Origin of the sequence: Candidatus Pelagibacter sp. Uisw_137, assembly GCF_047720245.1 — a bacterium.
GTDB lineage: Bacteria > Pseudomonadota > Alphaproteobacteria > Pelagibacterales > Pelagibacteraceae > Pelagibacter.
Map to the genome: position 1 here is coordinate 1,327,105 of NZ_CP159811.1, position 14,129 is coordinate 1,341,233.

The window sequence follows — 14,129 nt, forward strand, 5'->3', positions numbered from 1 at the left end:
TAATTTTAACAATAAAAATTAGATGATACAAAGTGATTAATTAGACTCATTTATTTATGGAATTTAAAAAATTAGCCAACAATACAATTAATTTTGGCATAAATAGAATTATCGAAACTGCTGGGATCGCTCTTGTTATAATTGGTCTTTTCTTGTTAGTTTCTCTTGCAACTTTTTCTCCTGACGACCCTAATTTTATTTTTCCTGATAATACTGAGATTAAAAACTTACTTGGTTTTAACGGGAGTTATACGGCTGATCTTTTTTTTCAGACTTTTGGACTGATTGCCTTATTAATTCCATTTACACTTATATTTTCTGGCATAAATATAGTTCTAAATAAAAAAATTTTTTTAATATTTGAAAGTATTTTTTATTCAGTTATTTATTCTTCATTTGGTTCTCTATTTTTTTCTTTTTTTTACCCTACTGCCTTCAATCTTTATATTAATGGAAATGGTGGTTTTATTGGAAAATATTTAGAAACAACCTTTTTAACATCTTTAATTAATATTAATTCTCAAATTTCTTATTACTTGTTAATTTTAATTATTTTAATATTATTTTTAATTAGTATCCATTTTAAAATTAGTTCTTTTTATAAAATGATAAAAAAACTTTTTAGGTTAATCTTTGTAAAAAAAGAAAAGAGCTACACTAATGAAAATGAGATAATTAGTGAGTTTATACCACAAGAAGAAATTACAAATTTAATTCAAGAAGATTTACCTTTTATAAAAAGTGAAAATAAATCTCCTAGTAAAAAAATTCGCTTTAAGTTACCTACAGTTAATTTACTTAAAATCCCCACACAAAAAGATAGAGAAAAATTAAAAGATGAAGATTATATTGATAGTGAGTTTTTAGAAAAAATCTTATTAGATTTTGGGGTTAGTGGAGACATTAAGAAGGTTAGTCATGGCCCTGTGGTAACGCTAAATGAATTTGAGCCAGCGGCCGGTGTAAAAGTATCAAAAATTATTAATCTCTCAGATGACATCGCTCGAAACACTAGCTCTGAATCTGCTAGAATTGCTACCATACCTGGAAGAAGTACTATCGGTATAGAGCTTCCAAATTCAAGCCGTGAGAATGTTTATTTAAGTGAAATACTCTCTAACTCTGATTTTAATAAAAAAGATATCAGGTTACCAATTGCGCTTGGTAAGAACATTTCTGGTGTTCCTATTGTTGGTGATTTAGCCTCTATGCCTCACTTATTAATTGCTGGAACTACTGGATCGGGTAAATCTGTTTGCATAAATACTATTATCTTATCGCTACTTTACAGACACACACCAGACAAATGTAAGTTCATACTAATTGATCCTAAAATGCTTGAATTATCAACCTATGAAGGCATACCTCACTTATTGTGTCCTGTGATCACTGAGGCAAAAAAAGCTGCTTCTGTCTTAGGTTGGGTTGTTAAAGAAATGGAAAATAGATACCGGCTTATGACTAAAGAAGGGGTGCGTAACATTGATGGCTATAATGCTAAGCACACTTTGGCTATGCCCTATATTGTTGTTGTGGTAGATGAAATGTCTGACCTAATGCTTGTTGCTGGAAAAGAAATAGAAAATTATATTCAGAAATTATCACAAATGGCAAGAGCAGCTGGGATCCATATTATAATGGCAACACAAAGACCAAGTGTTGATGTTATTACAGGAACCATTAAAGCAAATTTTCCAACAAGAATATCTTTTCAAGTAACTTCAAAAATAGATAGTAGAACAATTTTAGGTGAACAGGGCGCCGAACAATTACTTGGTAAGGGAGATATGCTTTATATGTCTTCTGCAAATAAGATCGTTAGAATTCATGCTCCATTTGTATCAGAAGGTGAGATTGAAAAAGTTAATAATTATTTAAGAAGTCAAGCAGAGCCAGATTATATAGATGAAATCTTAAATTTTGCAGATGAAAAAGAATTGAGTGGAGAGGCTTCTGGTTCGGGAGATAAAGATGAATTATACCGTGCAGCGCTTGATATTATTAGATCAGAGGGCAAGGCATCTACTTCCTTTTTACAAAGAAAATTACAAATAGGATATAATAGAGCGGCAAGAATTATTGATATGATGGAAACTGACGGAGTTGTCAGCAAAGCAAACCATGTTGGCAAAAGAGATGTCTTATAATGTCTAGGGTAGTAGCAATATTTATTCTATTAAATTTTTATGATTCTGCATTAGCACTTATAAAAGAAGACATAATTTTGAAAATGCAAAAAACTAATAATCTAAGTTTTAATTTTATTCAAACTATTAATGATAAAAGTGAAAGTGGTAAATGTATCTTAGAATATCCAAAAAAAATTTATTGTGAATATGATGAAAAAAATAAAAAAGTTATTATTTCAAATGGAAGTTCTTTAGTAATCAAAACTAATAATAGCAATAACTATAATGTTTATCCACTTGATAAAACCCCATTGGAGTATTTATTAGATAAAGAGTATATAATTTTTAAAATACAAATGTTAGAGCCAAGAGACATTGATGATAAATATATAAATTTTGAGCTTATTGAAAATAATAATAAAATTAATATTTTCTTTGATAAAAAAAATCACAACTTAATTGGATGGCAAACAGAAGATATATACCAAAATTTGAGTGTTACTTTTATTTCTTCAGTTAAAATAAATCAAAAAATAGATGAAAAAAAATTTATATTACCTAAAAATAATTAGAAATTTTATCTAATTAAAGTTTCAGTTTTAAAGATTGTCATACCTCTTGCTAAATAGTTCTTTAAAGCATTTTCATGGTCTAAAGAGCAAGTATGCACCCAAACTCTTTTTGCTTCTAAAATAAATGAATTCTTAATTGCTTCACTTAAAAGGTATCCACCTAATTTTTTCCCATAATATTCTTCCAAAATTCCAAAATAAGCAATTTCGGATTCTTTGCTTTGTTTGTTAGATAACAGTTCAAAATAGCCAGCTATTTCACTTTTATCTTTAAGAATGTATGTAAATAACTGATCATTAGAGATATAATCTGTCCAATTTAAGTCTGTCCAGATAAGTCTATCAATCCATTGACAATTCTTACCAATAGCTTTGTAAAAAAATTTATTTAATTGAAAATCTTTTGGGTCAGCAAGCTCTACAGAGTAATTCTCTGTGGGCTTATTAACTTCTTTTAATTCACTTAGAGATCTTATCTCTAAATAACTTCGATAAATTTTTTCTGTCACTCAACCATTTTTCCAATTTTTTCTCCTCCAAATAAATGGAAGTGTAAATGTGGAACCTCTTGACCTCCATCTTCACTCAAATTTGTCAAAGCTCTATAGCCTTTACCTGTATCTGTTGATATACCTAACATTTTTGAAACTTCTGTAATAGCTTTGCTTAACGCTACTATCTCTTGATCTGAGGCTCTATTATTAAAATCATCTAAATCAATGTACTCACCTTTTGGAATAACTAATGCATGTATTTTTTTTTGAGGATTAATATCATGAAAGGAAAGAATATGATCATTTTCAAATATTTTTTTACAAGGAATTTCTTTTCTCAAAATTTTTGCAAAAATATTATTTTTGTCGTAGCCCATTATCTATTATTCTTTTCTTCAATACCTGATTGTTTTTTTCTGTCTTCCAACTCTTTTAGGACATCCTCAAACTTAATATCAGCTGCCTCAAGTGTGACTAATATATGATAAATTGTATCTGCTGCTTCATGAACTATGTTAGATTTATCATTTAGGGCTTCTTTAAGTTCACTAAATTCTTCTTCCATTTTATCTATACATTTAGAAAGGCCACCTGATAATAATGATGAAGTATAAGATTTATCTTTATCCTTATTTTTTCTTACTCTAATTGTATTTACTAAATTTAATAGATTTTCTGACATGTCTAAATCCTAACGGGAATTCCTTTTGAATTCAAATATTGTTTGGCTTCATTAATGGAGTGTGTTCCATAATGAAAAATTGAAGCAGCTAGCACAGCGCTAGCATTACCTAATTTTATACCATCAACTAGATGATCCAAGTTACCTACTCCACCCGAAGCAATTACAGGTATATTAACTGTTGAAGATATTTTGAACATTAAATCATTATCATAACCAATTTGAGTGCCATCTCTATCCATAGATGTAACTAATAATTCTCCTGCTCCACTATCTTCCATTTTTTTTGCAAATTCTATTGCATCTATATTTGTATTGTTTCTTCCACCATGGGTAAAAACCTCCCATTTATTACCATTTTTTTTAGCATCTATTGCAACGACAATGCATTGTGATCCAAATTTTTTTGAACTTTCAATTATCATTTCGGGTTTTTGAACTGCTGCAGTATTAATCGAAACCTTATCTGCTCCAGAATTTAATAATTTGTTAATATCTTCAACCCCCCTAACCCCACCACCAACCGTCAAGGGTACAAAACATTTTTTAGATGTTCTTTCAACCACGTCATAAATTGTATCTCTATTTTCATTGGAAGCTGTAATATCTAAAAAGCAAATCTCATCAGCGCCACCATCACTATAAATTTTAGCTTGTTCAACTGGATCGCCAGCATCCTTTAAATCTACAAAGTTAATTCCTTTAACAACTCTCCCATTTTTAACATCTAAGCAGGGTATAATTCTATTTTTAAGCATCTAATTCTCTCACTAATTCCTCCAGTTTAATATCACCATCATATATAGCTTTACCAACTATTATTCCTTCAATATTTCTTAAACCTTTTGCTTTTTTAATGTCAGCAATTGAAGATACCCCTCCTGAAATAATTACTGGGCAAGTAGATACATTTGCAACATTGGTGGTTTCTTCAAAATTAGGACTTTGTTTGGTGCCATCTCTATTTATGTCTGTATAAATTAATCTGCTGGCACCATAATCATTTATTTCTTTTAAAAAATCTAAAGTCAATTGATTAGAATTTTCCTTCCACCCTGAAACTGACAAGTATCCATCTTTTGCATCTAGACCTAGGGCAATCTTATTTGGAAATTTTTGGCATGCTTCTTTTAAAAAATTTTTATCTTTTATAGCTGCACTTCCTAAAATAACTTTTTCAACACCTGCATCGGTATATTTTTGAATACTATCAATAGTTCTAACACCTCCGCCTACTTCAATTTTTAAATCAAATTTATGAACTATTTCTTTAATAATATCTAAGTTAACTGTCTCTCCTGTTAAGGCACCATCTAGATCAACAACGTGTAAATTTTTAAAGCCATGATCTTTGTATTTACTGGCTTGATCAACTGGTGATGTTTCATATTCAGTTTTATTATTAAAGTCCCCTTTAATTAATCTCACACATTTCTTGTCTTTAATATCTATAGCTGGAAATATTTTCATATTTATAAATTCAAAAAATTTTCTATAATTTTAAGTCCTAATTTATCACTCTTTTCAGGGTGAAACTGAGTTCCAAAGATATTTTCTTTTTCAACAGAACAAACAATATTTGATGAATATTCTGTTGTTGCTGAAATTACATTTTTATTTTCTGGAATAAATTCGTAGCTATGCACAAAATACATGTGTGATTTATTTTCTATATCCTTAAAAATTTTACTATCTTTAATAATATTAATTTCATTCCAACCAATGTGCGGAAGTTTGAATTTATTATTTTGATTATCGATCTTTGAAACTTTTCCTGAAATCCACCCAAGTCCTTTTGTTTGAGTTTCTTCATAACCAAGATCTGCAAACATCTGTAAACCAGCACAAATTCCAATAAGAGGTTTTTTATTAGTTATTGCAAACTCATTGAGTGTCTCTACTAGGCCATTGATGCCATTTAATTCATCAACACAGCTTTTAAACGATCCCTGTCCCGGTAAAACTACCTTGTCGCTTGATTTAATCTTGTTTAAATTAGATGTTACTTCGATATTAACTTTGTCTTTGGCAGCTTCTTTAAAGGAATTTATTACAGAGCTGATATTTCCTGAATTATAATCAACAATTGTGACATTCATTAAACTTATAATGAGCCTTTAGTTGATGGAATGCTCTTTTTATTTCTAGGATCTATTTCTAAAGCTGTTCTTAATGACCTTGCTAAAGCCTTAAAACAAGACTCGATTATATGATGACTATTATCTCCATAAATATTTTCCATATGCAGAGTTATTCCTGCTGATTGAGAGAATGCTTGAAACCATTCTTTAAAAAGCTCTGTGTCCATCTCTCCAAGTCTTTCTACTTTTAATTTAACTTTCCATATTAAATAAGGTCTATTTGAAACATCAATTGCAACTCTTGTTAATGTTTCATCCATTGGAATCATTGCATGAGCATATCTTTTAATTCCTTTAAAATCTTTCAGTGCTTTTTTTAAAGCTTCACCTATAGCAATTCCAGTATCTTCTGTTGTGTGGTGAAGATCTATATGAATGTCACCTTTTGCTTTAACTTTTAAATCAATCAGTGAATGTTTTGATAATTGTTCAAGCATGTGATCTAAAAAACCTATTCCAGTATCAATTTTATATTTACCCTTCCCATCAATATTAACTTCAACACTAATGCTAGTTTCTTTTGTTTTTCTGGAGACTTTGCCAATTCTGCTCATAATATATAATATGTATATAGGGATTAATTAACTATATCAATATTTGCAATCTACTACTTGAAGAATAAAAATTAATATCCATTTATAATCTATGACTACAATAGTACTTATTAGAAAAAACAATGAAGTAGTGGTTGCAGGAGATGGCCAGGTTAGTATGGGCAATACTGTTATAAAAAGTACTGCTGCAAAAGTTAGAAAAATTGAAAAAAGAAATGTAATAGCTGGGTTTGCTGGATCAACTGCAGATGCATTAACTTTGTTTGAAAGACTAGAAGCAAAACTTGAAAAGCATGCCGGTAACCTTCCAAGAGCAGCAGTCGAGTTAGCAAAAGATTGGCGAACTGATAAATATTTACGAAGACTGGAAGCTTTAATGGCTATTGGCGATAAAGAGAATAGCTTTATAATTTCAGGAACTGGTGATGTGTTAGAGCCTGAGGGTGACGCCATAGGTATAGGATCAGGTGGAAATTATGCTTTGGCTGCTGCTAAAGTTTTATTAGATACAGATTTAAGTGCTGAAGAAGTTGCAAGAAAAGCAATTCAAGTTGCATCTGAAATTTGTGTATTCACTAATAATAATATTAAAATTGAAAAAATTTAATGAAGGATACAAACGTAACACCTTTTCCAAAAGAAAAAGCTGAAAAGAAAGATAACTCTTTAGTTAGCTCTTTATCACCAAGAGAAATAGTTTCTGAATTAGATAGATATGTTGTTGGACAAAATAAAGCTAAAAAAGCAGTTGCCATTGCTTTAAGAAATAGATGGAGAAGACAAGCTTTAAAGGGTGAAATGAAAGATGAAGTTTTGCCTAAAAATATTTTAATGATCGGGCCAACAGGGGTTGGTAAAACAGAAATTTCTAGAAGATTATCAAAATTAGCAGAAGCTCCTTTTGTAAAGGTAGAAGCCACAAGATTTACTGAGGTTGGGTATGTTGGAAGAGATGTTGAGCAAATTATAAGAGATCTACTTGAAATTGCAATTGCAATGGAGAAAGTAAAGAAAAGAAAAGAAGTTCATGCAAAAGCACAAAAGTTAGCCGAAGAAAAAGTTTTAGATGCTCTAGTTGGAAATAAAGCAAGTCTTGCTACTAGAGAAAGTTTTAGAAAAAGATTAAGAGATGGTGATTTAGATGACAATGAAATTGAAATTGCAGTAAATGATAGTGGCTCTCAAGCTGCATTTGAAATTCCTGGAATGCCTGGAGCAAACATTGGAATGATAAATATTGGAGAGATGATTGGAAAATCTGTTGGAAATAAGCAGAAAAAGAAGAAAATGACTGTCAAAGAATCTCATGAAATTTTAATTAATGATGAAGCTGACAAATTAATAGAAGAAGATAAAATTATAAAATCAGCAAAAGATTCAACAGAAAACAATGGAATAGTTTTTTTAGATGAAATAGATAAAATTTCAGGAAGAACAGACAGATCTGGTGGAGATGTTTCTAGAGAAGGAGTACAAAGAGATCTGCTTCCTCTAATTGAAGGAACAACAGTTAGTACAAAGTACGGTACAATTAAAACCGATCATATTTTATTTATTGCTTCTGGCGCATTCCAGCTTGCTAAACCTTCAGATTTGCTACCAGAATTACAAGGTAGATTACCAATAAGAGTTGAACTTGAAGCTTTAACCAGTGATGATTTTAAAAGAATTCTTAAAGAACCAGATTATAGTTTAATTAAACAATATATTGCTCTTTTAAAAACAGAAAATGTTGAACTAGAATTTTCTGATGATGGTATTGATGCAATTGCCAATATGGCTTCAGAAGTTAACAATACTGTAGAAAATATTGGCGCAAGAAGACTGCATACTATTATCGAAAGAATTTTAGATGATATTAGTTTTACTGCAACAGATAGAGCTGGTGAAAAAATTATAATAGATTCTGAGTATGTAAAACAAAATCTAGATGAGCTTGTTAAAGATACAGATTTATCTAAATTTATTCTTTAAATTTATTCTTGTTTTTAAGATAGATATAAAAAGCTCCACTGCCACCATCTTCAATCTTAGCGTCTGTGCTTTCAATAATAAGTCTTGTTAAACTTTTATTTTTTTCAATAAATTCTGGAACTGAATATTTTAGTATGCTCAAATCTTTTGAACGGTAAGGATTTTCAACATTTTTAGACCTTAGTCCTTTGCCTGTAATTACAATTATTTTAGTAACACTTTCCTCAAAACATTTTTGAATAAATTGTTCTATAGCCTTATTTGCTTCTTCAATCGTGTAACCATGAAGATCTATTTTTTTAATTTTCTCATATCTTATATTTTTTTTATGGACAGAATCTTTATTTGAAACTTTCTCTTTATTATTTAAAAAATTTTCCCAGTCCTGCCTGTCTTTATCTGGATTGTTTATATATTTTTTTTTTATAGAATTGTTATTAAGACTTTTTTTTTATTGTTTAGGAAATTTTCCCAATCTTGTTTATCTCTTTCTGTTATCTTCTTAATCAATTAGGTAATAGTATTAATTAACAACCAATTTGGATTTGATGATTTAATGTCTTTTGAAAAAACCCAAGTATCATAAACAGTTTTTATTTTCTCACTATCTCCTGACACAATCTTTTTATCTTTATCTTTTATGCATGTTATAATTTCACTAACAAAATCCACTGTAACTTCTAAGCTATCTTCAATTTTTTTATGAGTTTTGATTGCAGCTGATTTAATCCCTATAAAAGTTATTTCAGCAAAATGGCCTTTATTAGCTCTATCTTCAAGCGCTTCTTTAAACTGATCATAAATTTTTTTACCCAAAAGCGGTTTGCTTGCTATCAGCTTGTTATCACTATCACTAAAATCTGTAATAATTGTTTCATAAGCAATTTTTGCACCTTTTAAAAATTCTTTTTTTGATACTTCATCAAAGTTTTCACTAACTGGCTTCGGGGCTATATTTGTTTTTTGAAGCTCTTTTTCAAATTGTGGAGGAATTTTTCCTTCGAAACCAGTTTTTTTACCAAGTATTCCTCTTAGACGAAGAAAAATAAACCCAGCAATCATTGCTAAAAGAATAATATCTATGTATTCAAAACTATAACTCATAATTTAATAATATTTACTATGTTGATTAATTACAACTAGCAATTTAGACTAAGGACAAATGAACACATTTTTATTATTATTAATTAGCATCCCTATCGTTGAAATTTATTTATTCATCAAATTAGGCTCTCAAATCGGTGCTTTTAATACAATTTTACTAATTTTTATTACTGCATTTTTTGGTATTGTTTATGCCCGTTACGAAGGTTTTAACACATTACGATCAGGGATGTCTCAAATTGTAAAAAATGAGCTTCCAGTTTATGAAATTATTTCTGGCGCAGCATTGACATTTGCAGCACTACTTTTAATTTTACCTGGTTTTGCTACAGATTTTTTGGGTTTATTAATAATATTTCCACCAACAAGAAAATTGATATTTAAAAAAGTATCAATTAAACAAAAGCCTATAGATAAAAAACAAGATTTTATTAATGGTGAATTTGAAGATATAGAGGATGAAAATGACAGAAAACTTTAAAATATTAGCTGAGTTTGTAAAAGATATTTCAAGTGAAACAGCAGATGTTCAAACTTATATTTTTGTTAAAGAACAAATTTCGAAATATCATCTAAATATAGACATAAATTCAAAAGCATTAAAAAATAAAATGATTGAGGTTAATACAACCTTAAAATTTGATGATAAGGAATTAAGTGAAAAAAGATCTTATTTTGAAATAATTTATACTTCTATTGTTAAAATTGACGATGCTATAAATGATAAAAAAGATTTAGAAAAAATTATATTATGCGATGTTCAAAATAAAATTTACCCCAACCTGGAAACAACATTTCTAAATTTAATTCATAATTCTGGATTTCCAGAAGTAACTATAGATAAAAAAATAAATTTTACAGAGCTATATAAACAAAGAGCTAATTAAAAAAATTTTTCTTCAAACTGCTTTTTAAATAATCCTTATGTAACTTAAGCTCTTCTTCTGTCGGTTTAATAACTTTTTTATAATACTGATTAATATCATTTGCATTTATTATCATTTTTTCATCATCTTCATTTTTAAAATTTAATGTGGGCTCTTTTTGGTCTAATAAATTAATATAAACTTTGGCTAATAAATCACAGTCTATAAGAGCAGTGTGCTGAGTTCGTTTAGAATTATCTACACGATATCTTTTACACAACGCATCAAGGCTTATTGGAGAACCTGGAAATTTATCTCTGGCTAAAGCAAGTGTGTCTACAACATACTCGCTATTTAATTTCTTCTTACCTAACAATGATAATTCATTGTTTAGGTGGGATAAGTCAAATTCAGCGTTATGTATTACAAGTCTTTTATTTTCTATGAAGCCTAAAAATTCATCCACTATTTCTGAGAACTTTTTGTGGGTAGATAAAAATTCATCCGTATAACCATGAACTTCTAGAGCTTTTTCAGAAACCTTTCTTTCAGGATTAAGATAACAATGAAATTTATTTTTAGTTGGTATCAAATTTTCTAACTCAATACATCCAATTTCTACAATTCTATGTCCATCTCTAACAGATAGTCCTGTTGTTTCTGTATCTAGTATTACTTCTTTCATTTTATATAATTTCTTTTAGTATTTTTTTTACACTTATCTTAACAAGTTTATTGGTAAAATTATTTTTAATAATATGATTAGCTTTTTTCTTTTTATAACTAAGTGGTAACTGCATCTTTTTAAATTGATTATATAAATGTAAGTTAAAATTATCTCTCTTTTTTAGTCTTTTTATAATCTCACTTTTTTTTGACTGAACAAAAACTATTATATCACTTTTCTGGTTTAATTTATTTTCCAATAAAAGAGGGATGTCTAAAATTATGGCCTTTCTTTTTTTATTTTTTTTTAAAAAAATAGATAATTTCTTTCCAACTTCTGGATGAATAATTTTCGTAATTTTTTCTAAATTTTTTTCACTATCTTCTATTGCTTTTATAATTTGTATTTTATTTGCTGGAAATACTGAAAAATATTCAGGTAAACTTTTTTTTAGTCTCTTAAAACAATTTTTATTTTTTTTATATATATTTGCCACCTCTTGATCAGCATTAAAAACTGGATGACCAAATAGTTTGGCGATATGACTTTTTCCAGAACCTATATCTCCTACCACTGCAATTTTAATCATACATCAAAAAGATTAATTGTTTCTTTGTCTACTTCTGGAACAACTTTATGCCAGATAAAAAAGGCTTTTTGAGCCTGATAAATAAACATCATTTTACCATTTGTTGTTATTCCACCATACTTTTTTGCACTTTTTAAAAAGTTAGTTTCTGGTGGATTATAAATTACATCATAAAAAAATTTGTCTTTGCTAACTTGTTGATAATTAATATTAATTTCATCTTCTTCTTTTAATCCAACACTTGTTGCATTTATAATTATATCAAAATCTAAAGTTTCTCCCCATTTAATTATTTCAATCTCTGGAAAGTTTTTCTTTAACTCTGTTGCTTTTAATTCAGTTCGATTGCTCACATAAATTTTTTCAGTTTGCATTTTTTTAAGCGCAAAAATAATTGAAGAAACAACCCCGCCCGCCCCAAGTATTAAGGCTTTTTTATTTTTAATTTCTAGCCCTGTTTCTTCTAAACCAAGTTTAAAACCTTCTATATCGGTATTATCGCCTATAATCTTATTATCGTCTTTATAGATTGTGTTTACTGATTGAGAAATTTTTGCTTCTTCACTTAAATCATCTAAAAAAGGTATGACCATTTTTTTAAATGGTACTGTTACATTTAACCCGTGAATTTTTTCTTCCCTAATATTAAAAATTAAATCTTCTATCTCATTATTATTTAAAAGCTTTTTTTCATAAACAGCATCAATTTTATATTTTTTGATCCAATAATTATGTAGTTTTGGCGATAGACTGTGATCAATTGGATTTCCTATAACTAAAAATTTTTTTTTCATTTTATAATATTAAGGTATTCTTTAATTTTTTTAACTGGAAGGCCCATGATCGTATCTTCATCCCCTTCTATTTTTGAAAATAAATTTCTTCCTTCACCTTCAATTTGATAAACATTATAAGCATACAGGTCCTTATCAGAAATTTTTTTTAAGTATTTCTCTAGTTCCAAAAAGGTCATATTTTTCATAGTTAATGAGGCTTTATCCGTGTAATTCCATATCATCGATCCACCCCTTGAAATACAAACTGAACTTATCAAGTGATGAGTTTTTCCATTCATCTTTTTTAGAATTTCTAGTGCCTCTGATCTATCGTTTGGCTTTGATATTATTTCACCTTCTAAATCTATTACGCTATCTGCGCCAAGTACCATTTCCTCTGTAAATTTTTGGCTGATTTTGTTGGCTTTTAATTCTGCCAGGTTTTTTGAAATAATTGTTGGAGATGCTTTTTCTTTTAGTAGGCTTTCTTTGACACTATCCTCATCCACATTAGATGGTTCTATTTTACACCGGATATTGTTTTCCTCTAGGATTTTTTTTCTCACACCACTTTTTGATGCAAGTATAATTTCATTAACCATTATTTTTATTTATTTCATATATCTTAATTATTGATGCTGCGGTTTCTTCTACTGATTTTCTAGTAACATCAATTATTGGCCATTGGTACTTGGTAAATGTTTTTTTAGCCTCATTAATTTCTTTTTCAATTTTAGTAATATTTGTATAGTTTGTATTTTCTTTTTCTTTAAGAGCATTCATCCTATTTTTTCTAATATCAACTAATCGCTGAGGTTCGGTTGTTAATCCAACTACACAAGAAAGCTTAGGATTCTTTTTTAAACTTTCTGGTATTGATTGTTCGTTTACTAAAGGAATGTTTAAGGTTTTATAGCCTCTGTTGGCTAAATAAATTGATGTTGGTGTTTTACTTGTCCTGCTTACCCCCAACAATATCAGATCTGCTTTACCTATATCTTTAACAAGATTTCCATCGTCATGTGCCATGGTAAACTGGATGGCTTCAATTCTTTCGTAATACTCTTCGTTCAAAGCATGTTGCCCACTTGGAACATGAGATGCTTTTTGATTTAAAAGTTTAGAGAAGCTCATTATTAAATTTCCCAAAACACTGAAGCATGGAATTTTTTTGTCACCCCCTTTATCTGCTAAAAATTTTGCAAGTGAAGTGTCAACAATTGTATATAAAACTATTGCATTATCATTTTTTTTTGCTTCATCCATTATTTTAGAAACTTGATTTTCTGTTCTTGTAAAAAAATAAGATTTAACATCATATTCTATGTTTTTGAATTGAGCTTTAATTGCCAGAAAAACTCTATCCAATGTTTCGCCTGTTGAGTCAGAAATAAGGTATATTTGATATGTATTACCCATGAATAAAATATTGATAATTAGGTATTATTTTTATCATTTTTTAAAATAATCTTGTTTGTTATTTTTCTTTGTAAAAACCCATTTTTATAAACATTAATAAACATGTTAAGTATTAATATACATTTTATCTAATAATATTAAATAAACCCTTAAATTTAAGAC

At 28.7% G+C, this 14,129-nt stretch carries 20 protein-coding genes; 6 read left to right on the plus strand and 14 right to left on the minus strand.

Annotated elements, in window-relative coordinates; translation table 11 throughout:
* Positions 1 to 56: 56 nt before the first annotated feature.
* Together ABXT61_RS07100 and ABXT61_RS07105 are read left to right on the plus strand one after the other, a co-directional pair.
* Positions 57 to 2,147: a DNA translocase FtsK 4TM domain-containing protein gene (locus ABXT61_RS07100; protein WP_415315223.1), complete on the plus strand. Its 2,091-nt coding sequence runs from the start codon at positions 57 to 59 to the stop codon at positions 2,145 to 2,147.
* Positions 2,147 to 2,701 (plus strand): LolA family protein, encoded by a 555-nt coding sequence (locus ABXT61_RS07105; RefSeq protein WP_415315224.1) that lies wholly within the window; start codon positions 2,147 to 2,149, stop codon positions 2,699 to 2,701. The genes ABXT61_RS07100 and ABXT61_RS07105 overlap by 1 nt, the downstream gene beginning before the upstream one ends.
* Before the next feature lie 5 nt (positions 2,702 to 2,706).
* Here the strand turns inward: ABXT61_RS07105 and ABXT61_RS07110 are convergent, their stop codons facing one another.
* The 7 genes from ABXT61_RS07110 to hisB are packed head-to-tail and all read right to left on the minus strand — an operon-like array spanning position 2,707 to position 6,572.
* Entirely contained in the window at positions 2,707 to 3,210 is a 504-nt protein-coding gene (locus tag ABXT61_RS07110; protein WP_415315225.1) for a GNAT family N-acetyltransferase, read from the minus strand.
* On the minus strand, positions 3,207 to 3,572 hold the full coding sequence (locus ABXT61_RS07115) for an HIT domain-containing protein (RefSeq protein ID WP_415315226.1): 366 nt from the start codon (positions 3,570 to 3,572) through the stop codon (positions 3,207 to 3,209). The genes ABXT61_RS07110 and ABXT61_RS07115 overlap by 4 nt, the downstream gene beginning before the upstream one ends.
* Positions 3,572 to 3,877, minus strand: coding sequence for a phosphoribosyl-ATP diphosphatase (gene hisE / locus ABXT61_RS07120; protein ID WP_415315227.1), 306 nt, complete (start codon positions 3,875 to 3,877; stop codon positions 3,572 to 3,574). The genes ABXT61_RS07115 and hisE overlap by 1 nt, the downstream gene beginning before the upstream one ends.
* Before the next feature lie 2 nt (positions 3,878 to 3,879).
* The gene (hisF, locus tag ABXT61_RS07125; protein WP_415315228.1) at positions 3,880 to 4,635 is read right to left on the minus strand and encodes an imidazole glycerol phosphate synthase subunit HisF; all 756 of its coding nucleotides are present in this window, start codon (positions 4,633 to 4,635) and stop codon (positions 3,880 to 3,882) included.
* Entirely contained in the window at positions 4,628 to 5,347 is a 720-nt protein-coding gene (hisA, locus tag ABXT61_RS07130; RefSeq protein ID WP_415315229.1) for a 1-(5-phosphoribosyl)-5-[(5-phosphoribosylamino)methylideneamino]imidazole-4-carboxamide isomerase, read from the minus strand. Before hisA ends, hisF begins: the two co-directional genes overlap by 8 nt.
* Before the next feature lie 2 nt (positions 5,348 to 5,349).
* On the minus strand, positions 5,350 to 5,976 hold the full coding sequence (gene hisH / locus ABXT61_RS07135; protein WP_415315230.1) for an imidazole glycerol phosphate synthase subunit HisH: 627 nt from the start codon (positions 5,974 to 5,976) through the stop codon (positions 5,350 to 5,352).
* A 5-nt stretch (positions 5,977 to 5,981) separates the two neighbouring features.
* Positions 5,982 to 6,572, minus strand: a complete 591-nt coding sequence (gene hisB, locus ABXT61_RS07140) for an imidazoleglycerol-phosphate dehydratase HisB (RefSeq protein ID WP_415315231.1) — start codon at positions 6,570 to 6,572, stop codon at positions 5,982 to 5,984.
* Between the two features lie 91 nt (positions 6,573 to 6,663).
* Between hisB and hslV the strand changes: the two genes are divergently transcribed.
* On the plus strand, positions 6,664 to 7,179 hold the full coding sequence (hslV, locus tag ABXT61_RS07145) for an ATP-dependent protease subunit HslV (RefSeq protein ID WP_011281633.1): 516 nt from the start codon (positions 6,664 to 6,666) through the stop codon (positions 7,177 to 7,179).
* Positions 7,179 to 8,546, plus strand: a complete 1,368-nt coding sequence (gene hslU / locus ABXT61_RS07150) for an ATP-dependent protease ATPase subunit HslU (RefSeq protein ID WP_415315232.1) — start codon at positions 7,179 to 7,181, stop codon at positions 8,544 to 8,546. The genes hslV and hslU overlap by 1 nt, the downstream gene beginning before the upstream one ends.
* Here hslU and ABXT61_RS07155 read toward each other — a convergent pair.
* Both ABXT61_RS07155 and ABXT61_RS07160 read right to left on the minus strand, forming a co-directional pair.
* Positions 8,536 to 8,973: a Smr/MutS family protein gene (locus tag ABXT61_RS07155; RefSeq protein ID WP_415315948.1), complete on the minus strand. Its 438-nt coding sequence runs from the start codon at positions 8,971 to 8,973 to the stop codon at positions 8,536 to 8,538. The genes hslU and ABXT61_RS07155 overlap by 11 nt on opposite strands.
* 83 nt (positions 8,974 to 9,056) lie before the next feature.
* On the minus strand, positions 9,057 to 9,650 hold the full coding sequence (locus tag ABXT61_RS07160; protein WP_415315233.1) for a Tim44/TimA family putative adaptor protein: 594 nt from the start codon (positions 9,648 to 9,650) through the stop codon (positions 9,057 to 9,059).
* 58 nt (positions 9,651 to 9,708) lie between these two features.
* Between ABXT61_RS07160 and ABXT61_RS07165 the strand changes: the two genes are divergently transcribed.
* Together ABXT61_RS07165 and ABXT61_RS07170 are read left to right on the plus strand one after the other, a co-directional pair.
* Positions 9,709 to 10,131 (plus strand): FxsA family protein, encoded by a 423-nt coding sequence (locus ABXT61_RS07165; protein WP_415315234.1) that lies wholly within the window; start codon positions 9,709 to 9,711, stop codon positions 10,129 to 10,131.
* Positions 10,115 to 10,537, plus strand: coding sequence for a protein-export chaperone SecB (locus tag ABXT61_RS07170; protein WP_415315235.1), 423 nt, complete (start codon positions 10,115 to 10,117; stop codon positions 10,535 to 10,537). The genes ABXT61_RS07165 and ABXT61_RS07170 overlap by 17 nt, the downstream gene beginning before the upstream one ends.
* On the opposite strand, the gene dnaQ is transcribed toward ABXT61_RS07170, so the two are convergent.
* The 5 genes from dnaQ to ABXT61_RS07195 are packed head-to-tail and all read right to left on the minus strand — an operon-like array spanning position 10,530 to position 13,967.
* Complete coding sequence (gene dnaQ / locus ABXT61_RS07175; protein WP_415315236.1) at positions 10,530 to 11,201, minus strand: DNA polymerase III subunit epsilon; 672 nt, start codon at positions 11,199 to 11,201, stop codon at positions 10,530 to 10,532. The genes ABXT61_RS07170 and dnaQ overlap by 8 nt on opposite strands.
* A 1-nt stretch (position 11,202) precedes the next feature.
* The gene (gene coaE, locus ABXT61_RS07180; RefSeq protein ID WP_415315237.1) at positions 11,203 to 11,772 is read right to left on the minus strand and encodes a dephospho-CoA kinase; all 570 of its coding nucleotides are present in this window, start codon (positions 11,770 to 11,772) and stop codon (positions 11,203 to 11,205) included.
* Positions 11,769 to 12,566, minus strand: coding sequence for a shikimate dehydrogenase (gene aroE, locus ABXT61_RS07185; protein ID WP_415315238.1), 798 nt, complete (start codon positions 12,564 to 12,566; stop codon positions 11,769 to 11,771). Before aroE ends, coaE begins: the two co-directional genes overlap by 4 nt.
* Positions 12,563 to 13,150 carry a Maf family protein gene (locus ABXT61_RS07190; RefSeq protein WP_415315239.1) on the minus strand — a complete coding sequence of 196 codons (588 nt, stop codon included), beginning with the start codon at positions 13,148 to 13,150 and terminating at the stop codon, positions 12,563 to 12,565. Before ABXT61_RS07190 ends, aroE begins: the two co-directional genes overlap by 4 nt.
* Positions 13,143 to 13,967 carry a pyruvate, water dikinase regulatory protein gene (locus ABXT61_RS07195; RefSeq protein ID WP_415315240.1) on the minus strand — a complete coding sequence of 275 codons (825 nt, stop codon included), beginning with the start codon at positions 13,965 to 13,967 and terminating at the stop codon, positions 13,143 to 13,145. Before ABXT61_RS07195 ends, ABXT61_RS07190 begins: the two co-directional genes overlap by 8 nt.
* Positions 13,968 to 14,129 lie beyond the last annotated feature (162 nt).